26 protein-coding genes are annotated in these 23122 nt (G+C 49.3%); 3 read left to right on the top strand and 23 right to left on the bottom strand.

The features are described from left to right. Positions 1-108 precede the first annotated feature (108 nt). The 7 genes from ACFSUB_RS00895 to ACFSUB_RS00865 form a co-directional block, all read right to left on the bottom strand. Entirely contained in the window at positions 109-624 is a 516-nt protein-coding gene (locus ACFSUB_RS00895) for an adenine phosphoribosyltransferase (RefSeq protein ID WP_380711305.1), read from the bottom strand. Further along, entirely contained in the window at positions 614-2986 is a 2373-nt protein-coding gene (gene recJ / locus ACFSUB_RS00890) for a single-stranded-DNA-specific exonuclease RecJ (protein ID WP_380711304.1), read from the bottom strand. The genes ACFSUB_RS00895 and recJ overlap by 11 nt, the downstream gene beginning before the upstream one ends. A gap of 82 nt (positions 2987-3068) precedes the next feature. Then, positions 3069-3395 (bottom strand): LapA family protein, encoded by a 327-nt coding sequence (locus ACFSUB_RS00885; protein WP_380711303.1) that lies wholly within the window; start codon positions 3393-3395, stop codon positions 3069-3071. Positions 3396-3411: 16 nt separating this feature from the next. Beyond that, positions 3412-4308 carry a cation diffusion facilitator family transporter gene (locus ACFSUB_RS00880; RefSeq protein ID WP_380711302.1) on the bottom strand — a complete coding sequence of 299 codons (897 nt, stop codon included), beginning with the start codon at positions 4306-4308 and terminating at the stop codon, positions 3412-3414. Positions 4309-4382: 74 nt separating this feature from the next. After that, on the bottom strand, positions 4383-5336 hold the full coding sequence (gene secF, locus ACFSUB_RS00875) for a protein translocase subunit SecF (RefSeq protein WP_380711301.1): 954 nt from the start codon (positions 5334-5336) through the stop codon (positions 4383-4385). Next, on the bottom strand, positions 5323-6627 hold the full coding sequence (gene secD, locus ACFSUB_RS00870; protein WP_380711300.1) for a protein translocase subunit SecD: 1305 nt from the start codon (positions 6625-6627) through the stop codon (positions 5323-5325). Before secD ends, secF begins: the two co-directional genes overlap by 14 nt. A gap of 218 nt (positions 6628-6845) precedes the next feature. Beyond that, positions 6846-7175: a post-transcriptional regulator gene (locus ACFSUB_RS00865; protein WP_380711298.1), complete on the bottom strand. Its 330-nt coding sequence runs from the start codon at positions 7173-7175 to the stop codon at positions 6846-6848. A gap of 113 nt (positions 7176-7288) precedes the next feature. On the opposite strand from ACFSUB_RS00865, the gene spoVB reads away from it, so the two are divergent. After that, positions 7289-8830, top strand: a complete 1542-nt coding sequence (gene spoVB, locus ACFSUB_RS00860; RefSeq protein WP_380711297.1) for a stage V sporulation protein B — start codon at positions 7289-7291, stop codon at positions 8828-8830. On the opposite strand, the gene ACFSUB_RS00855 is transcribed toward spoVB, so the two are convergent. Next, positions 8827-9474: a DUF421 domain-containing protein gene (locus tag ACFSUB_RS00855; protein ID WP_449329208.1), complete on the bottom strand. Its 648-nt coding sequence runs from the start codon at positions 9472-9474 to the stop codon at positions 8827-8829. The two genes, spoVB and ACFSUB_RS00855, sit on opposite strands and share 4 nt — an antisense overlap. A 67-nt stretch (positions 9475-9541) precedes the next feature. After that, positions 9542-10837, bottom strand: coding sequence for an ArsB/NhaD family transporter (locus tag ACFSUB_RS00850; RefSeq protein ID WP_380711295.1), 1296 nt, complete (start codon positions 10835-10837; stop codon positions 9542-9544). 154 nt (positions 10838-10991) lie between these two features. Here ACFSUB_RS00850 and ACFSUB_RS00845 point away from each other — a divergent pair, with 154 nt between their 5' ends. After that, the gene (locus ACFSUB_RS00845) at positions 10992-11366 is read left to right on the top strand and encodes a TIGR04086 family membrane protein (protein ID WP_380711294.1); all 375 of its coding nucleotides are present in this window, start codon (positions 10992-10994) and stop codon (positions 11364-11366) included. Positions 11367-11471: 105 nt separating this feature from the next. Here ACFSUB_RS00845 and yajC read toward each other — a convergent pair whose 3' ends face one another. The 10 genes from yajC to safA form a co-directional block, all read right to left on the bottom strand. After that, positions 11472-11726 (bottom strand): preprotein translocase subunit YajC, encoded by a 255-nt coding sequence (gene yajC, locus ACFSUB_RS00840; protein WP_090925662.1) that lies wholly within the window; start codon positions 11724-11726, stop codon positions 11472-11474. Between the two features lie 60 nt (positions 11727-11786). Next, positions 11787-12926 (bottom strand): tRNA guanosine(34) transglycosylase Tgt, encoded by a 1140-nt coding sequence (gene tgt / locus ACFSUB_RS00835; RefSeq protein WP_380711293.1) that lies wholly within the window; start codon positions 12924-12926, stop codon positions 11787-11789. Next, complete coding sequence (gene queA, locus ACFSUB_RS00830; RefSeq protein ID WP_380711292.1) at positions 12914-13963, bottom strand: tRNA preQ1(34) S-adenosylmethionine ribosyltransferase-isomerase QueA; 1050 nt, start codon at positions 13961-13963, stop codon at positions 12914-12916. Before queA ends, tgt begins: the two co-directional genes overlap by 13 nt. A gap of 54 nt (positions 13964-14017) precedes the next feature. Continuing rightward, positions 14018-14236, bottom strand: a complete 219-nt coding sequence (locus tag ACFSUB_RS00825; protein WP_380711291.1) for a DUF2905 domain-containing protein — start codon at positions 14234-14236, stop codon at positions 14018-14020. Then, entirely contained in the window at positions 14229-15233 is a 1005-nt protein-coding gene (gene ruvB / locus ACFSUB_RS00820; RefSeq protein WP_380711290.1) for a Holliday junction branch migration DNA helicase RuvB, read from the bottom strand. Before ruvB ends, ACFSUB_RS00825 begins: the two co-directional genes overlap by 8 nt. A gap of 29 nt (positions 15234-15262) precedes the next feature. Then, the gene (gene ruvA, locus ACFSUB_RS00815; RefSeq protein ID WP_380711289.1) at positions 15263-15862 is read right to left on the bottom strand and encodes a Holliday junction branch migration protein RuvA; all 600 of its coding nucleotides are present in this window, start codon (positions 15860-15862) and stop codon (positions 15263-15265) included. 75 nt (positions 15863-15937) lie between these two features. After that, on the bottom strand, positions 15938-16222 hold the full coding sequence (locus ACFSUB_RS00810) for a BofC N-terminal domain-containing protein (protein ID WP_380711288.1): 285 nt from the start codon (positions 16220-16222) through the stop codon (positions 15938-15940). 61 nt (positions 16223-16283) lie between these two features. Continuing rightward, on the bottom strand, positions 16284-17033 hold the full coding sequence (locus tag ACFSUB_RS00805; RefSeq protein ID WP_380711287.1) for a YebC/PmpR family DNA-binding transcriptional regulator: 750 nt from the start codon (positions 17031-17033) through the stop codon (positions 16284-16286). 176 nt (positions 17034-17209) lie between these two features. After that, the gene (locus ACFSUB_RS00800; protein ID WP_380711286.1) at positions 17210-17938 is read right to left on the bottom strand and encodes a YhcN/YlaJ family sporulation lipoprotein; all 729 of its coding nucleotides are present in this window, start codon (positions 17936-17938) and stop codon (positions 17210-17212) included. A gap of 93 nt (positions 17939-18031) precedes the next feature. Next, on the bottom strand, positions 18032-18979 hold the full coding sequence (gene safA, locus ACFSUB_RS00795) for a SafA/ExsA family spore coat assembly protein (protein ID WP_380711285.1): 948 nt from the start codon (positions 18977-18979) through the stop codon (positions 18032-18034). Between the two features lie 199 nt (positions 18980-19178). On the opposite strand from safA, the gene ACFSUB_RS00790 reads away from it, so the two are divergent. Continuing rightward, positions 19179-19721, top strand: a complete 543-nt coding sequence (locus ACFSUB_RS00790) for a transcription repressor NadR (protein ID WP_380711284.1) — start codon at positions 19179-19181, stop codon at positions 19719-19721. 32 nt (positions 19722-19753) lie between these two features. Here the strand turns inward: ACFSUB_RS00790 and pheA are convergent, their stop codons facing one another. From pheA to ACFSUB_RS00770, 4 genes are all read right to left on the bottom strand, one after another. After that, positions 19754-20638 carry a prephenate dehydratase gene (pheA, locus tag ACFSUB_RS00785; RefSeq protein WP_380713143.1) on the bottom strand — a complete coding sequence of 295 codons (885 nt, stop codon included), beginning with the start codon at positions 20636-20638 and terminating at the stop codon, positions 19754-19756. A gap of 45 nt (positions 20639-20683) precedes the next feature. Further along, complete coding sequence (locus ACFSUB_RS00780) at positions 20684-21136, bottom strand: ACT domain-containing protein (RefSeq protein ID WP_090925651.1); 453 nt, start codon at positions 21134-21136, stop codon at positions 20684-20686. A 94-nt stretch (positions 21137-21230) separates the two neighbouring features. After that, a complete protein-coding gene (gene obgE, locus ACFSUB_RS00775; RefSeq protein WP_380711283.1) occupies positions 21231-22511 on the bottom strand; it encodes a GTPase ObgE in 1281 nt (426 codons plus the stop codon). Between the two features lie 9 nt (positions 22512-22520). Beyond that, positions 22521-23051, bottom strand: a complete 531-nt coding sequence (locus ACFSUB_RS00770) for a Spo0B C-terminal domain-containing protein (protein ID WP_380711282.1) — start codon at positions 23049-23051, stop codon at positions 22521-22523. Between the last annotated feature and the right edge of the window lie 71 nt (positions 23052-23122).

Genomic DNA, 23122 nt, shown 5'->3' with positions numbered 1-23122 from the left:
CTATTTCTGTAAAGGATAAAGAAATTTGTCGAAAAACGAAGAAAACATCAGCGGCACAACATCATGGATAGTAAAAAGTGCTCTGTAACAGAGCACCTTTGATGACAATTATTCGAATGTGACGAGAGAAAAGATATCATAGCCATCCAGATTGTCTCTGCCGCTTAAATACGACAGTTCAATCATGAAAGCCATACCCGCCACATTTCCGCCCAGCTCTTCCACCAGCTGAACTGTGGCATTCACCGTCCCGCCGGTTGCAAGCAGGTCATCGGTAATCAATACATTCTGGCCCGGCAGGATCGCGTCTTTATGGATGGAAAGACTTGACTCCCCGTATTCCAGACCGTAGTCTGCATCCACTGTTTCACGAGGTAGTTTTCCTTTTTTGCGGACCGGAACAAATGCTTTTTCCAGCGAATAAGCAATCGGACAGCCGACCACAAATCCTCTGGCCTCAGGTCCGACGACGACATCTATCTGACGATCCGCCGCAAAAGCAGCCATTTTGTCGACCGCCTGTTTATAAACCGGACCGTTCTGCATTAACGTCGTAATATCTTTGAAGCGGATGCCTTCCTGAGGGTAATCTTCAATAATAGTTATATAATCTTTAAAATCCATTGCCTACTTTCTCCTTTGTCTCGTTATTACCAGCGGCTGCCTGGATGAAAAGTGCCAACCTTTCTTTCAGCTGGGTGTATGTAGAATACAGCAGCACCTGTTCTGCTTCCCTTTGGTCTTTATGTTTCTGATAGGAAGCTGAGTCATGCAGATCCCGTTTTGCCGGCGCTTCCTTCATGCTGACAATACCGTTTTCTATTGTAACAAAGTCCAGCTCAAAAAACACATGACTCATAAAAGAAATGGTGTTGTATTTCCATCCTTTTCTGCGGGCCAGTTCTTCCCCGTGCTGTTCAAGATTGAAGCTTTCCCGTTTCTTCAAAAAGCCGTAATACCACTTGAAGTCCTCCCGTCCGGGGTCCAGTTGAAAGTAAAGAACATCATCGGACCGGAAAAAGACATACACATTCTCCACGGCCTGAACCTGTGCCAGACAATTTTCAAGGTGGCTCATATGCACGGGCATATCGGCAAAGACGAGGTTGGCTGCCTGTCTTGGAGAAGAAGAGACGTCCCGGGCGGTAAGGATTGTTTTTTCCGGAAACCTGGAAAGGAGACGCTGGGCATTCTCTTCATGAAAGGCTGCGACGATCGTATCTGCATCAGGAAGAAGCCCTACTGTCTCTTCTATATCTTTTTGCTGCCGCTTGTCGAAAAGCTGCCATTCATCCACCGCAAGGTCTTTAAGAAACAACTGCGGTTTCCGGTAGCCGTTCCACTCATTAATGGATAGTTCACCAACCGCGCGGACCGAAGCATTTTCTGTTGTATGGTCATCCAGATGACCGAGGTGAAAGCCTACACCGTCCAGACGCTTCCCGTCCTGCTCCAGTTCAAGTTTCAGATGGTTTTTCCCGCTTCCAATTCTTCGTTTGGATGTAAGTGCTGCATTCCCCAGCATAAACACCGGCTTTGGATTGCCTGTGCCAAACGGTCCCAGCTTCTGCAGTTCGTCAAGCGCTTCTGTCGTAACTTCCCTGATCGGGACTTCCATATCCACCATAGTAGAGGGGATAAAATCCTCTTCGTTCAAGGAGACAGCAGCCTGCTCTTCCAACCGTCTTCTCAGCTCTTCAATGTCGCCTGCGTTCATCGTCAGGCCGGCTGCCATTGTATGCCCGCCGAAATGAGGAAGAATATCCCTGCTTTCGGACAGTTCCCGGAACATATCAAACCCTTCAATACTGCGCGCAGAACCTTTGGCTTCGCCGGTTTCTTCATCAATGCCGAGAACAATAACAGGCCTGTAAAACTGTTCAATCAATCTCGAGGCAACAATACCGATAACCCCGGGGCTCCATCCTTTTCTTGCAATGACGAGAACCCTGTTTTCCGACGGTGGATAGCTGTTTTCCACTTCTTCCACCGCTTCTTTTGTCATTTCATTCACGATTTTCTGGCGTTCCCTGTTCAGTCCGTCTATCATTTTGGCCCATTCATCGGCTTCTTCCTGCGACGTGGAAGCAAGCAGGTGAACCGCGGGATCTGCTGCTTCCATCCGCCCTGCCGCGTTAATACGGGGGCCGATCGCAAAGCCGACGTTATCTTCTTCCATCGGTCCTTCTTCTATGCCGCAAATACGTTTCAATGCCTGAATTCCGGGTTTTTTGGATACCGAAAGAGCCTGAAGTCCACGGGAGACGAGAATTCTGTTTTCGTCAAGAAGGGGAACAAGATCACTGATCGTTCCGATTGTGAAGATATCCAGTAAATGAGACGGGAACGATCCCAGCACCGCTTCGGCGGTTTTAAGCGCCACGCCGGCTCCGGCCAGTTCTTTAAATGGATACGGGCAGCCTGGTTTTTTGGGATTGATGATGCAGTAAGCATCGGGAAGTTCCGGCTGCGGCTCATGGTGGTCCGTCACAATGACGTCCAGCCCCATTTCGTTCGCTGCTTTCACTTCCGGAACAGCAGCTATTCCGGTATCCACCGTAATAACAAGCGATGCCCCTTCTTCTGCTGCCTGCTCAAGTGCTGGAATATTCGGGCCATATCCTTCGGTAAACCGGTTCGGGATATACCAGCCGAAATCGGCCTGCAGTTCTTTTAATACATGAATCATGATGATGGTGCTTGAAACTCCATCTGCATCATAATCGCCGAATATAAGTATTTTTTCATTATCGTCCACTGCCTGATGTATGCGTTCCACGGCCTCCTGCATGCCGTTCAGCTGAAACGGGTCATGAAGGTCCTCCATGGATTTTTTCAGAAAGTCGGAAGCATCTTCGATTGTACGATATCCTCTTTTGGATAACAACGCTGCGGTCATCGAGGAGACATTCAGTTCCTTTTCCAGCTGTTCTTTGCCGGAAAAATCAGCCTCCTCCATCATCCAGCGTGTTTTTGGTCTTAACATGACAAAAACCACCCCTGACCTACTCATTATACTAAAGCAGGGCAGGGGTTACAATTAGTGGAGTCGGATTCTGGGGGGGTGGTTATTTTGGCGATGATGAATTTTCCCGGTTTTCATTCCTGGTTTCGGGTGATGCTTCAGAGGATGAGGCGTTTTGTTTCTCCTTATTGCTGCTTTTTCCCTGCTTCAGATGTTTGATTTCCTGCTGCAGCCGGTACACTTTAATAATTCCAAGCGAACCGGTAATGACAGCACCCATCAGAACGGAACCAAGGATGACCAGAATAAGCGGCCATTCCGCCGTCCCGAATATGTAGTTAACCTCCACCCCGTCTACATTAATAACAGCAAAAACAGCAATAATAAGCGCTGCGGCAGCACCAAGTATTAACGCGGACTGCCCTCTCATAATAAAAACCTCCCTCTCACTCTTCTTCGTAAGGATTAATGTGCACGAATACATCTTTCACTTTCGCATCCAAAAGCAGGCGTTCTTTTACTTCTTTGCCGATGTCATGGCCTTCCTGCACAGTTATGGAAGGATCAACAGCAACCTTGATATCAATAATGACATAATGGCCATGCTCTCTTGCAAAAAATTCATCAACATGCAGGACGCCTTCCACACTGCTGATTTCTTCACGCATTTCCTGGGTATCTTCCGCGTGAAGAACATGATCCAGAGCATTGTGAATCGACGTCTTTCCGAGCGTCCAGGCCATTTTCATGATTAAGATGGAGACAAAGAGTCCGGCAGCCAGATCTCCGTACAGCATCCAGCTAATATTCAGATGATTTCCTGCGATGGAAGCTCCCACTCCGGCAAGCGCTGCCGCTGATGAGAAAACATCGGAACGGTGGTGCCAGGCGTCCGTGATAAGTGCTTCGCTGTTAAACTTATTTCCCAGGAAATGTTTGTACCTAAACATACCTTCTTTGACTATAATCGAAAATATAATGGCATACAGTGCACCCGTTCCTGGAATGGAGACCGGCTCCCCAAGATCCTGCAGTGCATTAAGACCGATTTCCACTCCGACTATAAACAACAGAACCGCAACAATAATGGCTGTCACCGACTCCGCTTTGCCGTGTCCATATGGGTGGTCACGATCAGGAGGGAGGTTCGCCGCGCGCACTCCGATTAATACGGCAACAGATCCAACCACATCCGAGGCGGAATGAACAGCATCCGCCGTCAAGGCGCGGCTGTCCGTCATAATCCCTGTGATCCCTTTAAAGATGGCAAGAAGCACATTCCCGGCTATTCCGATAATAGCCCCAAATCGTACCATACGGTATCGTTTATCTTCTGTATCCACCGGCCTGAACCCCCATTTTCACAAGAATGTGTATGCATTATATCAAGGAAAAAGTCATGGTGGTACACCATGACTTAGACTTCTGGTTCCATATCCTCCGGTTCCTCTTCTTTCTGAGGTTTATTCCATCCACGCTGGATGCTCTTCCATTTCCAGGACAGCCAAAGCTGGGATGCGAGAAACAAAGAGGAATACGTTCCTGCCACAAGACCAATAACAAGGGCAAACGAAAACGACCGGATCGCTTCGCCGCCGAAAAGGAAAATCGCTCCTGCAGCGAACACAACAGTCAGCACTGTGTTGATGGAACGGACAATCGTCTGGTTTAAGCTGAGATCGACCACTCTGGCAAGGTCATCGAAGGACGTGATTTCCTCCTCATAGCTCATATTCTCCCGTATCCGGTCAAAGGTCACAATCGTATCGTTAATGGAATAACCAACAATCGTTAACACGGCTGCAATAAACGGCACGTTGACCTCAAACTGCACAATCGAAAACACGACGATAATGAAAAACGCGTCATGCATCAGGGCAGCAATCGAAGCGAGCCCGTACCAGAATTCAAACCGTATCGTGACATACAGTATGATGCCGATCGATGCGATGAGAACCGAAATGAGCGCATTCTGCGCGAGTTCCTTGCCAACCTGCGGAGAAACCGTGCTTATCGTCGGCTGCTGCCCGTACTGGTCGCCGAAATACGTCTGAATTTCCGCGATTTCATCCTGAGACAGCGTCCCGATAAAGCTGGCATAAGCCAACTCATTGTTGTCCCCGGCAAGCGTAATTTCATCTGGTTCATAACCGTCCCCAATGGAAGCGAACTGCTGCTCCACTTCTTCTGCCGTCAATGTATCATTGGCAAGCACTTCCACTTTCGAGCCGGCTTGAAAATCGATACCGAGATTCAGACCGGCAGTGAAAAGAAGAATAATACCGGCTAAAAAGAAGACCGCCGAAAACGTGAAGAACTTTTTCCTGTGTTTGACAAATGGGATGGATCGTTTATTTTCACTGGGATTCATGGATTTGATTCTCCTTTACACCGAATACCCGCGGTTTCTTGTTGAAAATTCTGCTCTGCACCCAAAGGCCGAGCAGCAGCCGTGAGCCAAACACTGCCGTAAGAAAGCTTGTCACAATGCTGACAATCAACATGACAGCAAAGCCCTGTACCGAGCTCGTTCCGTAATAAAAGAGTACACCGGCGGCAAGAATTGTTGTAATGTTGGCGTCCAGTATAGTAGACAGGGACCGTCTGCTTCCTGCTTTAAATGCCGATAAGATGGTTTTGCCGGATTTGATCTCTTCTTTCACCCGTTCATAGGTGATGATATTGGCGTCAACCGCCATCCCGACACCGAGGATTAAGGCTGCGATACCCGGAAGCGTAAGCACACCCTGCATCCAGTTAAAGATGAGCAGAACGATGTAAATATAAGCGGACAACGTGACAGCCGCAATAACACCCATAAAACGATAATAGGCGATCATGTAGGCAAGAATTAAGCCGATGCCGATGAATCCGGCAAAAATGGTGTTGTCCATCGCCTGCTCTCCAAGCGATGCGCTGACGGCGTTTGAGTATATCTCTTCCATGTCCACCGGAAGCGACCCGGAGTTCAGTACTTCCGCGAGAAATTCCGCTTCCTCCACATCGAAATTCCCTTCAATCTGAATGTCCTGCTGGTAAAGCGGGCTGTTAACCTGCGGCGCCGACAAATATTTCGGATCCTGCTTTTGGACTTCTTCACGGAAGGAATCCCCTTCTTCATAATCAAGCCAGACGACAAGACGGTTATTCGGCGGATTGTACTCTTCAAGTATGTTTTCTGTCACCTGTCCGAATTTATCGGCATCTTTCAAAGAAAGCGTGACGACCGGATTGTTCGCCTGGTCAAATCCGACACTGGCTCCGTTTTCCTGCAGAGCCTGGCCGGTTAATCTCACATTGTCATCCACGTCCCGGAAACTCAGTTCCGCCTGCGTGGACAGAAGATCCCTTGCTTCCTGCTGGTTATCCACTCCGGCGAGCTGCACGCGGATTCGGTTTTCTCCTTCAATCGTTATGTTCGGCTGCGAGACCCCGAGAACGTTTACGCGCTGGTTCAACGCACTGACGGTGGCCTGCATTGTTTCATCTGTGAGTTCTTCGCCATCCTCGGCAGGCGTGACCTCATACAACACTTCAAAACCGCCCTGCAGGTCAAGACCAAGGTTGATTCCTTTGGCGGTTCCCATGACGGTCTGCGAAATAACGCCGGCGAGTGCCAGGATAATCACAAAAAACGTGACAATTCTCCATTTCTTTATCATGAACGCTCCATCCTCCTTCAGCCGGCACCCTTTTACAGATACGCGGACTGCTCCCATTTTCCCGGCAGTGCTGACAGCCTGGAGCGCAGGAAAAAAGCAGCTGCCGGGCGGGCACTGCAGCTTCAGCAACCGGGCGCTGCCAGGGAATACGGCTGATTATGTACAAATTTACCAATACCTGTGTCAGCAACAGGTTAATTATACTGATGGATTTTCTGTCATGTCAAATGACGGTCCGATGAACCACCAGCGTCGATATCCTCCAGCAGTTCTTGCAGAGCCGTTTCCGATGAATACAGGGAAGCGCTCTCTTTATAGGAGGCAATCGTTACGTCATTCATATAATCACGGATGGACAGATGCAGCACCGCCTGGACGAGGGAGTGTATCCGGAGACTGACTTCCTCTTTCTGCAGTTTTTTCATCGTGAGCGCCCATATATCCTCCTCCTTCACGCTCGTGTACCCAAACCGGTGAAATTCCTCCACTTTACTTTCCAGCGCCGGCTTTATATCTTCTTTCCATACTTCAAATGGCTTGGTCTTCATTTTTTAGTCCTCCTGTTTTTTAAAATTGTCATGCTCGTCCCTGTTTTTGGCATATACATGAAAACACGTTTCAGTTTTTGAAGCTTCATGATTACGAAGAAGGCGGGGCGGCTATGGGGACACGTACTTTCATTAAAGGAACAATTATATTGATTGCTGCAGGATTAACGACCCGTATTCTCGGTTTCATCAATCGAATCGTCACCGCAAACATTCTCGGCGCCGAAGGAATCGGGCTCTATAACATGGCGTTTCCAACCCTGCTTTTAATTATAACTTTAACACAACTCGGGCTTCCTGTGGCGATCTCCAAATTAACAGCAGAAGCCGCGCCGGAACATAACAACCGGAAAATAAAGCAGATTCTTGCCGTTTCTCTTACAGTCACAGGGATTTTGAGTATTATTTTTACTATATTTTTAGTATGGAGCGCCTCGTTTTTCGCAAAGCATCTTGTTACGGATGAAAGAGCTCTATATTCTCTTCTTGCCATCACCCCGATTATTCCGGTGACAGCTGTTTCGGCGGTACTCCGCGGGTATTTTCAGGGAAAACAGAATATGAAGCCGACGGCAGTCTCCCAGGTGATCGAACAGGTCGTCCGGATTTCCCTTGTCGCTGTATGTACGAATGCGCTTCTTCCTTACGGGCTTGAGTTTGCGGCAGCGGGGGCCATGCTTTCTGTTGTTGCCGGGGAAGGAGCCTCCCTCCTTTACATGCTGTGGCGTTTCAAACACGACAAGCCACTGCCGCTGCGGCATCGGTTTTTTCACTCGTTGAAAGGCGGAGGCAGAGTTTTTCAGGATTTGATGGCCGTCGCCCTGCCTGCAACCGGGAGCCGGCTTGTTGGTTCTGTATCGCTGTTTATGGAGCCGATCATCATCGCCCACAGCCTCGCTCTCGCCGGATTCAGCACGGCCGCTGCGACAGCCCAGTACGGGGAGTTAAGTGGCTTTGTCATTCCCCTGCTGCTACTTCCAACGTTCATCACCCATTCATTCTCGGTTGCCCTCGTTCCCGCTGTCAGTGAAGCAGCTGCTGCGCGGGATTACGGTATGATACAACGAAGACTTCGGCAGACACTGCGTACAGGGTTGATAGCAGGAAGTTTCTGTGCCTGCTTTTTGTTTGTCTTCGCCCATCCGGTAATGAATGTTATGTATGATTCCCCGGAAAGTGCTTATCTGCTTCAGGTCATGGCGCCTTTCAGCCTTTTTTTGTACATGCAGGGTCCCCTTCAGGCTGTACTGCAGGGAATGAATCTTGCCAGAACCGCGATGTTCAATACGCTCTCCGGTGCGGTCATCAAAATGAGTCTGCTGTTTCTTTTTACGTCACAGCCGGAACTTGGCATCACCGGGGCTGCTCTTGCCGTTGCCGTCAACATGGTCCTTGTGACACTGCTTCATTTTAAGGTGGTTACCAAAGCGGCAGGCATGATTCTGGAAGGAAGAGCAGCACTGTTCATTCCAGCCGCCGCCGCGTGCGCCGTGTTTGGAACCAATGCTCTGCTGCATTGGTGGGAACCGGCGATTCCAGAGTTAGCCGAGTTACTGACTGCATCCGCAGGCGCAGGTTTTGTTTTTGCTGCGTTGTTGTGGGCAGCCGGTTATTTCAATTGGTCCCACTGGCGCAAAATCTCCTCTATACGTTAATCGTCTTTTTCGTCAATGTACAATACGCCGTTTTCCTGCATCGCGCAGTAGGACACTTTTTTCACGTAATCAATCCCCCCTTTACGCAGTTCGCGCCGCAGCCACATTTCATCTTTTCCGGCCTTTTCAAGATGATCCCATTGAATATGACCGTCAATGATAAAAGGAAGCGGATAGGAAAGATCCTCCGCTTCTTCTTTTTTTTCAAATACGGACAATTCACCTGAAGGCTCCAGGATGGCAAATTCAACATCGGAGACATCTTTTATATCCTTCTGACGGATCTGCATCAGCAGGTCATCAAAATTATAGCGCTGCTTTTTCATCGCCTTTTCATCGATTTTTCCTTCCCGGATAAGCACTGTCGGCCGGCCGTCCAGAATGTGGCGCATCCGGTCACTTTTGAGCGACCACCAGGCAAGAACGATCTGCAGGAGAGAGAGGACAAGAATCGGAGTGAATGCTCTCACGTAGGATACATCTGTATCTTCCACCGACACGACAGCCAGTTCCGCAATCATAATCGAAATGACAAAATCGAGGACGGAAAGCTCCCCAATCTCGCGTTTTCCCATCAATCGAAGGACAATCAAAAGAAAAAAATACACCACGATTGTCCGCAGCACCACTGTCCATATTTCCACACTATCCATCCACCTTTGCTTCACTCTGCCTCCCTTAGTATAGCCTGCTCTTTTTTTTCCATGTGTCTTAATAAAACATAAGATAACGAAAGTAAATATAGATAGTGGACACCAGGAGAGAGAGAATGGCGGCGGGCATGCCTATTTTAAAAAAGTCCATATAACTGAAGCCGTGACCGGCCTTTTTGGCAAGCCCTGCTACAATAACATTCGCCGTCGCTCCGATCAGGGTGGCATTTCCGCCGAGACACGCACCAAGGGCAAGGGCCCACCAGATGGGACGCAGATCCCCGATGCCGTACCCTTCCATTTCCAGAATGACTGGAATCATCGCCGCCACAAACGGGATGTTGTCAACGAACCCGGACACAATCCCTGAAATCCACAACATGGACAAGGCAGTCGCTGTCATCTCCCCTTCTGTCATAAAGATCAACCCCCGTGCCAGCTCTTCCAGAAGACCGGTTTCTTCCAGACCCCCGACGAGCATAAAAAGCCCCGCAAAAAAGAAGATAGTTGTCCATTCCATCCGCTGAAACACCTTCTCCGGATCCGCATCGTCTTTCGTTAAAAAGAGAAGCAGAAGAGCCCCAGCCATCGCAATGGCCGTAATTTCCATGTGAAGCAGCGGCTGCATCATAAAAGCACTGATAGTAAGGACGAGGACGAATCCGGATTTAAATAGGAGGCTCTTATCCGTAATATAGTCGGATGCTTTCAAATCCTGTAACTGCTGCCGGACCTCTGTTCTTCTTTTTCCTTTCCATTCCCCGCGGTAATAATACACGAGCCCGGCGGTGACTAAGATAAAAATGAATAAGGCAGGCGGACCGAGATGCACTAAAAAATCATTGAACGTCAATCCTGCTGCAGCCTGTCCGATCATCAGATTCGGCGGATCGCCGATTAGTGTAGCGGTGCCGCCGATATTGGACGTTACGATCACCGCCATCAAAAAAGGAACAGGCTTCAGCTGCAGCATGTTCGTGAGCGTGAATACAACCGGTGTTACGAGCAGAACCGTTGTTACATTGTTTAAAAAAGCCGAACCAACCGCTGTCAGCACGGACAATAGAAATAGCAGCGGTACCGGTTTCCCCTGTACGAGCTGTGCTGTTTTGACTGAAGCATACTCAAACATGCCGCTCTGACTTGTGATGGAAACGATGATCATCATCGACAGGAGCAGAATAATCGTGTGCCAGTCTATGTAACGAAAAAAAACGAGATGTAAGTCCAGTATCCCGAAGAGGACCATGAATAAACCGCCTGAACAAGCCACCAGGACACGGTCCCCTTTTTCTGCTATAAGCAGCGCATAGCTGATGATAAAGATTGTTAAGGCAGGGAGAACGTCTTGCACGAAAGCGACCACCTTTTTTACGGTTTGTACAAGTTTATGAAACTCCTCTTCCAGTCTGAACATAAAATCAGGATTCTGTTTATTTTGTTATATTGTTCTTCTATTTCGGTGGTGTTGTCCATAAGCATAAAACAAAGCAAAGGAGGAGAATTAGATGGAAGGAACAGGGAAAATTCGCGGAGCCGGCACCGGTATGATTGTCATTATCGGTATGCTGCTCATCTCAGGCATAGTTGTAGCAACCGTTTTGCGATTTACGTCCGTGTCCGAGGATTCTGTGCGCTGGCTGCTGTTGATAACCGCCATGATCAGCTTTTTTACCGGGGGTCTCTTTGCGGGAAGAAAAACGAAGGAGAAAGGAATGATTACCGGGGCCACCGCAGCTGCAGGTATGATTCTTGTTTTCGCGCTGCTTGAATACCTTGGGTTTGACAGTACCATTACTGCCGGGCAGCTCCTGTATTTCGCTGCATTCGCCGCATGCGCAGCTTTCGGAGGAGTGATCGGGGTTCATTCCGCATCACGTTGAAACAAACAAAAAAAAAGACCGCCCGGCTGTGTGCCGGGCAGTCTTCTTGGTTTTCAACGCACACGTGTTCAAAAGGGGCATTCGCTTATGTAAAGCAAGCGGCCGTTAGTCTTCATTGACGACTTCTCTGACAGAGTTACGGTCAAATGTCAGTTTGTTGTCATCGTCAACGGCAAGTACAATTTTATTTTCATCAATGGCGTCAATCGTGCCATGCATCCCGCCGATCGTAATAATACGGTCGCCTTTCTGCATGTTCGCGTGCATTTCCTTAATCTGCTTCTGCCGCTTTTGCTGCGGGCGGATCAGCAGGAAATAGAAAATCGCCGCCATCAATATGAGCATAATAAATGGTGCCATCGTTCCCCTCCTTCCATTACTTCCCTATAGTACAGGCTAACACAGAACCTGAAGGATAAGCTAAAAGTTTTTTGCATCCGGCCGGTTAAATCCGTACTGCTCGAAAAATTCTTCCCGGAAATCGAGAAGTCTGTCTTCCATAATCGCTTCCCGCACCTTTTTCATTAAGTCGAGCAGAAAGTATAGATTATGATAGGACGTGAGACGGAAACCGAATGTTTCATTGGATTTGATGAGGTGCCTGATGTACGCGCGGGAATAATTCCGGCATACATGACAGTTACAATCCCTGTCAATCGGGCTGAAATCCCTTGCATAAGCTGCATTACGTACAACGAGGCGGCCATGGTTTGTCATACAGGCTCCATTACGTGCGATGCGGGTCGGCAGCACGCAGTCAAACATGTCCACTCCCCGGATGGCTCCATCAATAAGAGAGTCCGCTGATCCGACTCCCATCAAATATCTTGGCTTGTGGGAAGGAAGGAGCGGGGTTGTAAATTCAAGCACCCGGTTCATCACATCTTTCGGTTCTCCTACGGAAAGTCCGCCTATAGCATAACCCGGAAAATCAAGCGAAATCAAATCATCTGCCGATTGTTTACGCAAATGTTCATATTCTCCGCCTTGAATAATGCCAAAAAGCCCTTGGGTCTCCTTGTTCTGATGGGCCTCAAGGCACCGCTCCGCCCACCTGGACGTCCGCTCCACCGACGCTTTCATATAGGACTCTTCGGCAGGATACGGTGGGCATTCATCAAGTGCCATCATAATGTCGGGGCCGAGCGCATTCTGAATCTGCATCGCTTTTTCCGGTGACAAAAACAGCTTTTCCCCGCTGATGTGATTGCGAAAATGCACGCCCTCTTCTTTAATATTGCGGAAGTCACTGAGGCTGAACACCTGGAACCCTCCGGAATCGGTCAGAATCGGACGGTCCCAGTTCATGAACGAATGCAGGCCGCCCGCTTCCTGTACAATATCCTCTCCGGGACGCAGCCACAAGTGATACGTGTTGCTGAGAATGATCTGGGCGTTCATATCCTCCAGCTCTTCCGGACTGAGTGTTTTAACCGTGGCAAGCGTTCCGACCGGCATGAACATCGGCGTGTCGATGGAACCGTGCGGCGTATGTATCGTTCCCAGTCTCGCTCCGCTCTGTTTACATGTCTTTTTTAATTCATATGTTACTGCTGCCATCTATGCTGACTTCCCTTCATAATAAACATCGCATCCCCGAAGCTGAAGAAGCGGTAGCGGTGCCGGACGGCTTCCTGGTAAGCTTCCATCAAAAATTCTCTTCCCGCCAGGGCGCTCACCATCATAACGAGGGTGGACTTCGGCAGGTGGAAATTGGTAAGCAGCGCGTCAACACCACGGAACGTGTAACCGGGGTAAATAAAAATATCGGTCCAGCCTGATACCTTTTCAAACCTTCCGTTCTCATCCGCCGCCGTCTCCAGTGTCCTGGCGGATGTGGTACCTGCTGCCACAATCTTCCCGCCGTTTTCTCTCGTTTCATTTAAGAGGACGGCCGTCCCTTCACTGATTTGGTAGAATTCGGCGTGCATGTGATGGTCTTCCACCGTTTCCGCCTCGACCGGCCGGAAGGTACCAAGGCCCACGTGGAGCGTAATGGTTGTCACATGCACCCCTTTGTTCTTCGCTTCAGTCAGTAGATCCTGTGTGAAATGGAGACCGGCTGTAGGAGCAGCTGCCGAACCCTCTTCTCTAGCAAACACGGTCTGGTACCGCTCCTGGTCTTCCAGCTTTTCTTTGATATAAGGCGGAAGCGGCATCTCCCCGAGTTCTTCGAGTATTTCAAGAAAAACACCGTCATAGCTGAAACGCAGCAGCCGTCCGCCATGCTCCAGCGTATCCACGCATTCCGCCCGCAGCTTTGTTCCTCCAAAGTACAGCACAGTGCCCGGTTTCACCCGCTTTGCCGGTTTAATCAGGGTTTCCCAGACGTCCTGTTCTTCCTGTTTCAATAAAAGTACTTCCACCCGGCCGCCTGTTTCCTTTTCTCCATGCAGCCGCGCCGGCAGTACCCTCGTATCGTTCAGCACGAGGCAGTCGCCGGCATCCAGATAATCCAGGATACTCCGGAACGAGTCATGGTGCGTCTTTTCTGCTTCCGGATCCAGCACCATCAGCCGGGATGCATCCCGTTTTTCAAGCGGGGTCTGGGCAATCAGCTCTTCCGGAAGCGAAAAATTAAAATCCTCCACATTCATTATCTCTTATACCTCACTTTTGTCTCTCCATACACGGATCAGAACAGCATTCATCTACCGGAAACGTCCAATAATATAAAACACAAAGGAAAGGACGATGCTCACGACGATGCATGTCACGATTGGAAAGTAAAAACTTGAATTTTCATTTTTGATGATGATATCACCGGGTAGTCTGCCAAGCGGGATATACCTGCCGCCAACCTGCCAGATCAGCCCGAAAATAACGAGCGCTGCACCCAGGCCGATGAGAAGTTTGGGAATATCATTCACGGCCCGGCACCTCCAGATGCAGATGTTCATAGACGTGCGGCGTCACCATCCGCCCTCGTGGGGTGCGCACGAGAAAGCCTATCTGCATTAAGTACGGTTCATATACGTCTTCCAGCGTGTTCGCCTCTTCCCCGATAGCGGCAGCTACAGCTTCCACCCCTACCGGTCCTCCGCGGAATGTTGTGATAATCGTGTTCAACAGCTGGTGGTCAATGTCATCAAGCCCCAGTTTATCCACATGCAGGTTCTCCAGCGCAGAATCCGCTTCGTTCAGAGAAATCCGGTCCGTTCCTTTCACCTGCGCGAAATCACGGACCCGTCGCAGCAGGCGGTTTGCCACCCTCGGCGTTCCCCGCGAACGTCTTGCCATTTCGCGGGCAGCATCATCTTCGACAGCCACCCCCATCATATCCCCGCTCCGGGTGACGATGCGGGACAAATCCTCTTCTTCGTAATATTCAAGTCTTGCGTGCACGCCAAAGCGATCGCGCAGCGGGGAAGAAAGCATGCCGGCTCTCGTTGTGGCCCCGATTAATGTGAATGGGGGCAGATCGAGGCGGACGGACCGTGCCGTTGATTCTTTTCCGATGATAATATCAATACAGAAATCCTCCATTGCCGGATAAAGCACTTCCTCGACCGACCGCGGAAGCCGGTGGATTTCATCGATAAACAAAACATCCCCCGGCTCCAGAGCGGTCAAAACAGCAGCCAGATCGCCCGGACGCTCTATGGCCGGACCCGACGTCGTGCGGATATGAACCCCCATTTCACCTGCAATAATCATGGCCAGGGTGGTTTTTCCAAGACCGGGCGGGCCGTAAAGAAGGACATGGTCCAGGCTCTCTTCCCGCATTTTGGCCGCTTCAATAAATACTTCCAGGTTATCTTTCACTTTTTTCTGACCGATATACTGGCTGAAATCAAGGGGCCGTATGCTGTTCTCCGCAGCATCGTCTTCAGCGTATGCCGATTGTGAAACGACTCGTTCTTCCATGATTGAAGCACCACCTGCTCCTTATCAGTTTAGGAAAGCATCCACTGCAATGCTTTTTTTACATACTCATCCGACGTTAACTGTTCGTTTTTAAGCGCCGGTTTCACTTTCGCGATTTCCTTCTCCCCGTAACCGAGGGCTTTCAAGGCTTCCAGTGCTTCCTCAAGCGCCTCATTGAATTCTATTTCCTCCGTTGCAGAAGGCATGGCTGTGCCGGACGTATCCTCCATCACTTCCGTCAGCTTTCCTTTCAGATCGAGAATGATCTGCCGGGCTGTTTTTCTTCCGACGCCGGGGAATTTCACAAGAAAGGTTTCATTTTCTTCTTCCACCGCCTGTACAACCTGAGCCGGCGCGCCGGCAGCCAAAACGGCCAGTGCTCCTTTCGGCCCGATACCCGACACCTGCAGAAGCTGTTCAAAAAGCCCCCGCTCTTTCCTCGTAGGAAAACCGTAGAGCCGCAGTACATCCTCTTTGACATACTGATAGGTATAGATGGTTACTTCCTCTTCCTGCCTGTTAAACACGAAAGGATTGGCACAGTAGATCAAGTAGCCGGTATTTCCCACTTCAAGCGTCAACGTTTCGCGTTCTGTGTGTACAATGGTTCCTCGTAAAAATTCAATCAACCGTCATTTCCCTCTTCTCCTGCCGAACATGCTTTCCTTCTATCATAGCAGAATTACCGCGTGATAGAAACCAGTTCATTTGCCGCGTCCGGACCGGCGCAGTGTGATTTCTTCCTGGTTCTGGTCCACTACCTTCCAGTCTCTGTATTTCATCCAGAAATCTTCCACCGACCACACCGTCTCCATCTTTTGCTCGGTTACCATCTCTCCGTCCGGCATTTCCTGCTCCAGAATCAGGGTATAACGGGCAGGCCCCGATTTTCTCTCAGACGAGGAAGACGGATCGTCGTGGAAAAATGTCGCGGCTGAACCCAGCAGCAGAACAATGCATAAAGCTGCACCTATTGTCTTTTTATTCAAGAAAAATCCACCCTTTTTTACTGGACAGCGTGCCCGTCCGTCTGAGGGTTTATTCTCTGAATCATGAAAGACGTGCTAACTGCTCTTCTTCCACTTCGAAATTGTGATAGACATTCTGGACATCATCGTTATCTTCCAGCGCATCAATAAGTTTCATCATTTTCTCCGCGTGCTCATCGTTCAGGGTTGTATTCACATCCGGAAACAGAATGATCTCCGCTTTCGAGAACGTATATCCGTTGTCTTCGAGGGTCTTTTTTACGTTTTCAAAATCGTCCGGCTCGGTCTGGATATAGAACCAGTTCTCGTCGTAATCAATCTCTTCGCCTCCGGCTTCAATAGCTTCAAGGGTGAAGTCCTCTTCATCCATTTCTTCTTCCCGCTCAATGATCAACTGTCCTTTCCGGTTGAACATAAACGATACACAGCCGTTTTCCCCGAGATTGCCGCCATGTTTGGAAAAAGCGTGCCGGACTTCCGATACGGTTCGGTTTTTGTTCTCGGTCAATGTCTGGACGAGCACGGCTGCACCGCCGGGGCCGTAGCCTTCATACGTGAAGGCTTCGTAGTCCACAGCCCCGCTTTCACCGGAAGCTTTTTTGATGGTTCGTTCTATATTGTCCGACGGTACGTTCTCCGCTCTTGCTTTGGTAAGAGCCATCCGCAGACGAAGATTCGTATCGGGATCATCGCCGCTTTCCCGGACCGCAGCGAATATTTCCTTCGACAATTTCGTGAATACTTTTGCGCGTTTGGCATCCTGGCTTTCTTTTCTTCTTTTTATGTTATGCCATTTGGAATGTCCTGCCATTGTTCATTCCTCCTCTTTCTATCCATTTATAAAATATAGCATATTCAGCCCAAACATTGAAGGAAGGAGGCATCGCAAAGCGTGTCTCTTTTCTGATACAGATATGTGTGAACGGTTTTATTTAAAAATGAAAAAGCGTTCCACCGCTTCCTGAGGGTGGAACGCTCTACCTTCGATTAACTGTTTTCAAATGGTCTGCTTGCTGCATCTCCGATATCGTTGATCATATCATTGATGGTATCGCCGGCTTCATTAAGGCCGTTTCCGTTTTCCATATTATCCCCAAGCTTCTGAATGTCGCCGAATTTCTGGGCATCGTGGGTGACATGAACATTTTTGTTGTTCATATTGGATGAAACCTTGCTCTTCACCTTGCCGGCAAGCTGTTCTGCTTTTTTGCCTTCTTCCGGTGTGTCAATGCCGACTACGACATCCTTACCATGGACGATGGCTCGCGCGTCATCGACGCCTTCCATACTTTCCACCTGCGTTTCAATGTCCGATGCCTGTCCATTGTTTTCTGCATTACTGCCGCCGTTGTTATTCATGTTCTGATTTTGGGGCGTATTTTCAGCAGCACCGTCATTGACATTCCGCGAATTCAGCATGCCGCGCTCGCCTACCATACCGGGACGGTCACCAATTTGTCCACGGTAGCCATTATCATTATTATTTCGTCCATAATTAGCGGCACCGCCCTGCATCCGGTCATCTTCTGTCATCATGTCTGTCATTGGACCTTCCCCGCGTCGGCTGCCTTGGTCATTGTAACCGGTCTGATCGTAGTTGGTATTTGTGTTGTACCGGTTCGGTGCGGCGCCTTGATTTTCTTCGGCATTGCCGCATCCGGTGAAACCGCCGGCGATAAGAGCGCAGGCTGTCAACGTGATCGCTGTTTTCTTCATTAAAAAACCTCCTTTCACCTGTTAGTTTGGTTCAAGGAGGCGATTTTACACTGTTATTTAGAGGTAATAACGGTAGTCCTTTACCTAAACCCTTCAGGACTGCGGCGGCCGGTAAGGATTCATCCACGGGGAATACGGGCCGCTGCCGAATGATTCCGGTATCTCTGCATACCCTGTACCATTTCCGGTATATTGATTTCCTTCGTCTGTTTCGCGTTTTTTACCGGAGCTGTTTTCATTTGCCGGCTGCATCATACCACCCGGCATCATCCCTTCCGGTTGTCCGGGCTGTGGCATCCATCCCATTTCCATGCTATTTGGAGAAGGAGGCATCGGCATCCCCGGCATGTGCTGCGGCGGCGCCATCGGCATCATCTGCTGCTGCATGTCCGGACCAGAGCATGGAGAGGACATCACAGGGGAGAAGGAATGCGGGTGTCCGGTACCGGCTGGAGGACAAGGAGGCATAACCGGAACCACTGGAATATACATACATGGACCTTGCTCTGTCATACCTGCCATGTTTTCTTCTGTCATATGAGCTCCAGCCGCCGCTGGATTCTGCTGCATTTTAGGTGGTTTCGTCTGGGACGGCATAACATCTTCGGGTTTTTTCGGACTTGGCTTTGATGATGGAGTTTCGGGTTTTTGCTGTTGTTCGTTCTGCTTTTGATTCCCGCCCTGCTGATAAAAATGGACATTCATATTATAATGATTTTCTTCTGACGAGGGCGCGTTAGGATGGGATGGCATCGGAGCCGGCTGGTACATGGGCGGGACGTTCGCCTGTTGTCCGGAAGGCTGCTTCATATTCTCTTTCACCGTCTCCTGCTTTTGCTGGTTTTCTTTTTGCTGATCGGCCTTGGGCTCTTCTTTTTTTACCTGCACACTTTTTGCCGGTATCTTTATTTTCATTCCCGGCATGATTTGATTTGGATCTGCCAAATGATGATTCGCCTGTTTGACTTCTTCGAATGAAACATTATACTGCTGTGCCAGCTTCCATAAGGTATCACCTTTTTGTGCAATATGAATCTGCATGTTTTTCCTCCTTCACCATCATCCAAAAATCTTGCTTTGCTTCCATTACTGCGTTTGTCCGTTCTATATTCGAACGTCTTATCTACAGCAAGCATATGCCGCAGGAATACAGGATATGCACAATTACCCGGTGCGGCTGTTCATACCGGCACCTTTGCTGTAAAATAACAGTCAGATATATGTAATGGAGGAAATGGCAATGGGAAATCAATCCGATAAAATACCGGGACAACAGCGCAGATCGCTGATTCTGGAGTGGCTGCAGGACACCTCAAATCCGATAACAGGAAAAGATCTGGCAGAGCGGACCAACGTCAGCCGGCAGGTGATTGTTCAGGATATGTCGCTGCTGAAAGCAAAAAATCACCCTATCCTTGCTACGTCACAGGGTTACGTTATGCTTTCAGAACCCGAGCACCATCAGGTCCGGCGCCGGCTTGCCTGCTTTCACTCCTCGGATTTACACAGAACGGAAGATGAACTGTACATTATGGTCGATCACGGAGCCCGGGTGATTGATGTGTCGATTGAGCATCCTTTCTACGGCGATATCTCTGCACCGCTGATGCTCTCAAGCCGCCGCGATGTGAAAAAATTCATTGAAAGTCTGCAGGAAACCAGTGCACCACTGCTCTCCGAATTAACCGATGGAACACACATGCACACGCTGGAAGCAGGATCAGACGCTGTCATCGAAGAAATCAAACAGGCTCTTTATGAGGATGGTTTTTTACTGACCTGAACATACGCTGCGTGAATAAAAAGGAGCTGTCCCTATTTAGGGGACAGCTCCTTTTTGTTTGTATGATCTATTTCTGAAGAAAGAAGGCAGGGATAGCTTCCCAGCACCCGGACACCGCAGCCGAGGGCTTCAACTTCAGCAATGACACCTGGAAGCAGCACATCATCCATCTCTTTTTCCACATCAATCACAAAAAAGTAATTCCCGATGCCGGTTTTCATCGGTCTTGATTCGATTTTCGTCAAATTCAGCTTTCTCCATGAAAAAGCCGACAACACTTGATGAAGGGCTCCGGAATAATCCGACGGCAATGTAATGACCATGGTCGTTTTATGTGTTTTTGCTTCTTTTAGAACCGGCTCCTTTTTGGAATCAGAAACAAAAACAAAACGGGTATGATTGTTGCCGTAGTCATGAATGTTCTCTCTGGCCGGGGTTAAGCCGTACGTTCCGGCGGCCAGGAGGTTGGCCACAGCGGCAGCATTTCGTTCTGGATTTTCCTGAATTTCCAAAGCAGCGGCACTTGTGGAATTCGTATAATGAATTCTTGCATTCGGCAGTTCCCGCTGAATGAATTCATGGCACTGTGCAATAGCCTGCGGATGGGAATAAACGTCGGTGATCTGCTCCAGATTGTTCGTCCGGTCCGGGTGAACGAGCAGGTGTTGTTCAATCGGCACCGTCACCTCCGCTGTAATCGGCAGTTCGTGCTTGTGAATTAAGTAATCGAGTGTCATATTGACGGAGCCTTCAATCGCATTTTCAAGCGGAACGACCGCTATGTCCACTTCATGTTCCGCCGCAGCTTCCATACAGGAAGGTATTGTCGGAAAGGAGCTCCGTTCACTATCCGGCATTACCGCCTTTGCTGCCACTTCCGTAAATGACCCTTGCGGACCAAGATACCCAACTTTCATTGTCATATCAGACTCTCCACTCCTTACTGTGAACTGTGCTTTTTCCTATAACGATCCTGACCCGACAATCTCCACGTTTTCCACTGCGTCCATCCGTTCAAGACGCTGCACAAGGGAGCGGATTTCCATCCGAAGTGCCGACGTATCAATGGTGAGTGTTACGTTTGCTCTCCCCTGCAGCGGTATTGTCTGGTTGATGGTCAGCACATTCGATTCCGCCCGCGCCACTTCCTGCAGCAGCGTGGATAACGAGCCGGAAATGTCGGTGAGTTGAATCGAAAGCGTAATAATTTCTTCCTTAATGACAGTGTGAAAAGGAAAAATAGCGTCCCTGTATTTGTAAAACGCACTTCTGCTTAAGTCAACAGAATGAACAGCATCTGCTACTTTCTGTTTTTTCCCACTTTCAAGCAGAGATTTCGCCTCCAGTGTTTTCTGCATCGCCTCTGTCAGCATATCCTGCCTGACCAGATAAAAGTTGTCGATTTTCTCTGTCATCCGTTCACCACCAGCCGGATTGAAATCAGCGCAGCCGCGGTACCGCGTTCCTCGCTGCGCTGCATTCATTTTTTAAACAAACCGGAACCCGTCATTATTCAATAAATTCAAATTCAAAGTCAAGCAGACGAACCGTATCGCCGTCTTTGGCCCCTCTATTCCGGAGCGCTTCATCGATGCCCATCTGCCGCATCTTCCGGGAAAAACGGTTAATCGAATCATCTTTTGTCATATCCGTCATTTTAAAGATTTTTTCGATTTCTGCTCCGGAAATCTCAAATGCACCGTCATCGGCCCGGGTAATTGTAAACGGCGCTTCAGACTTCTGATAACGGTACACCACTTTTGATTCTTCCTGCTCTTCATACAATGGAAACTCAGGTGTCTGTTCCAGAAGTTCCGCTGTTTCTCTCAGCATATTGGTCAGTCCCCCTTTTGTGAGGGAGGAAATGGGATACACACTCACTTCTTCCGGGATCTTTTCCCGGAATGCAGCCAGGTTCTCATCGGCCCCGGGCATGTCCATCTTATTGGCTGCAATAATCTGAGGACGCTCCAGCAGACGCATGTTGTATTGTTTCAACTCTTCATTAATCATCTCATAGTCCTCAAATGGGTCTCTTCCTTCAAACCCGGACATATCAACGACGTGGATAATCACTCTCGTACGTTCAATATGGCGGAGAAACTGCTGGCCGAGCCCTGTCCCTTCATGGGCGCCTTCAATCAGCCCGGGAAGGTCAGCCATGACAAAGCTGTTCCCGTTTTCACTTTCCACCACACCGAGGTTCGGCTGTATGGTGGTGAAATGGTAATCACCGATTTTGGGTTTGGCTGCTGAAACGACCGACAGCAGCGTAGATTTACCGACACTTGGAAAACCGACAAGACCGGCATCTGCAAGCAGTTTCAGTTCCAATTCCATGTTTCGTTCCGGTGCCGGCTCTCCGTTCTCTTTAATCTCCGGCGCGGGGTTGGCCGGGGTTGTGAAACGGGTATTCCCTTTGCCGCCTCTTCCCCCGCGGGCAGCGGTAAAACGTTCCTTGTGGGTCGTTAAATCCGCGATAACGTCTCCTGTATCACTGTCGCGCAGCGTCGTACCAGGAGGCACATAAATAACCAGATCTTCTGCGTTTTTTCCATGTTGATTTTTGGAGCGGCCGTCTTCGCCCCGTTTGGCCTTAAAATGCTTTTGATACCTGAAATCCATCAGCGTACGCAGCCCCTCATCCACTTCAAAAACAATGTTTCCGCCTCTGCCGCCGTCGCCGCCGGCGGGGCCGCCGTCCGGGACGTAGGCTTCACGGCGGAAGGCGACCATACCATCGCCGCCGTCACCGGCCTTCACGTATATTTTCACTTTATCTATAAACATGTTTTCACCTCATTCACTTGTCAATACAAAGACTAATTCCTTTTCATTCCAGATAACTTGGTCGATGCGGCATCTGCCGGTGTCCGAATAAACGGCGAGCCAGTCCTGAAGCCCGGAACGGTTTTCAATGCTGCCCTGAAAATCAAATTCCACGTAAGGTTCCTGCTCCGTGTGAATCGTAATCAGCAGTTGATTGTCTTTTCCCGGTGAAGCAGCCGCATCGAGCTGCTGTGTAAACGAGGAAATTATTTCATACCAGCATTCCTCCATGTTTGAACAGTCCCGGACTTCTCCGGTCACTTCCATATCGAGCGCAAACCGGTGCGGTTCCCAGTTAAACGACAGCAGAAAGAGAGCCGTCCCGGGTATCCCAAGACGCGTGAGACGGCTCGCATGCTCGGATCTGCGTATCGTGTCATTTAGTATTTCCTCCACCCGGTCTGTCCGGTTCAGGGAAAGGTTACCTTTTATAATCTGTATGACATTCATCCAGTCATGCCTTGCATGTCTTAGAATATCCAACTCTCTGTGTTCATCCAATCGTTTTACACTCCTGATCTGCCGTTGTTGAAGGTATAGTATATTGTATCATACCGATTGTCTTTCAGCAT

This window comes from Salibacterium lacus, from assembly GCF_042684865.1.
GTDB classification, from domain to species: Bacteria; Bacillota; Bacilli; order Bacillales; family Marinococcaceae; genus Salibacterium; species Salibacterium lacus.
The sequence above is the reverse complement of the archived record's forward strand: the minus strand, read 5'-3'. Positions and strand labels throughout refer to the sequence as shown.

Excerpts from the sequence above, each read along its gene's own strand:
- ACFSUB_RS00895 (WP_380711305.1), bottom strand. The coding sequence starts at position 624 with ATGGATTTTAAAGATTATATAACTATTATTGAAGATTACCCTCAGGAA.
- recJ (WP_380711304.1), bottom strand. The coding sequence starts at position 2,986 with ATGTTAAGACCAAAAACACGCTGGATGATGGAGGAGGCTGATTTTTCC.
- ACFSUB_RS00885 (WP_380711303.1), bottom strand. The coding sequence starts at position 3,395 with ATGAGAGGGCAGTCCGCGTTAATACTTGGTGCTGCCGCAGCGCTTATT.
- secF (WP_380711301.1), bottom strand. The coding sequence starts at position 5,336 with ATGAATCCCAGTGAAAATAAACGATCCATCCCATTTGTCAAACACAGG.
- secD (WP_380711300.1), bottom strand. The coding sequence starts at position 6,627 with ATGATAAAGAAATGGAGAATTGTCACGTTTTTTGTGATTATCCTGGCA.
- ACFSUB_RS00865 (WP_380711298.1), bottom strand. The coding sequence starts at position 7,175 with ATGAAGACCAAGCCATTTGAAGTATGGAAAGAAGATATAAAGCCGGCG.
- spoVB (WP_380711297.1), top strand. The coding sequence starts at position 7,289 with ATGGGGACACGTACTTTCATTAAAGGAACAATTATATTGATTGCTGCA.
- ACFSUB_RS00845 (WP_380711294.1), top strand. The coding sequence starts at position 10,992 with ATGGAAGGAACAGGGAAAATTCGCGGAGCCGGCACCGGTATGATTGTC.
- yajC (WP_090925662.1), bottom strand. The coding sequence starts at position 11,726 with ATGGCACCATTTATTATGCTCATATTGATGGCGGCGATTTTCTATTTC.
- tgt (WP_380711293.1), bottom strand. The coding sequence starts at position 12,926 with ATGGCAGCAGTAACATATGAATTAAAAAAGACATGTAAACAGAGCGGA.
- queA (WP_380711292.1), bottom strand. The coding sequence starts at position 13,963 with ATGAATGTGGAGGATTTTAATTTTTCGCTTCCGGAAGAGCTGATTGCC.
- ruvB (WP_380711290.1), bottom strand. The coding sequence starts at position 15,233 with ATGGAAGAACGAGTCGTTTCACAATCGGCATACGCTGAAGACGATGCT.
- ACFSUB_RS00805 (WP_380711287.1), bottom strand. The coding sequence starts at position 17,033 with ATGGCAGGACATTCCAAATGGCATAACATAAAAAGAAGAAAAGAAAGC.
- ACFSUB_RS00800 (WP_380711286.1), bottom strand. The coding sequence starts at position 17,938 with ATGAAGAAAACAGCGATCACGTTGACAGCCTGCGCTCTTATCGCCGGC.
- safA (WP_380711285.1), bottom strand. The coding sequence starts at position 18,979 with ATGCAGATTCATATTGCACAAAAAGGTGATACCTTATGGAAGCTGGCA.
- ACFSUB_RS00790 (WP_380711284.1), top strand. The coding sequence starts at position 19,179 with ATGGGAAATCAATCCGATAAAATACCGGGACAACAGCGCAGATCGCTG.
- pheA (WP_380713143.1), bottom strand. The coding sequence starts at position 20,638 with ATGAAAGTTGGGTATCTTGGTCCGCAAGGGTCATTTACGGAAGTGGCA.
- ACFSUB_RS00780 (WP_090925651.1), bottom strand. The coding sequence starts at position 21,136 with ATGACAGAGAAAATCGACAACTTTTATCTGGTCAGGCAGGATATGCTG.
- obgE (WP_380711283.1), bottom strand. The coding sequence starts at position 22,511 with ATGTTTATAGATAAAGTGAAAATATACGTGAAGGCCGGTGACGGCGGC.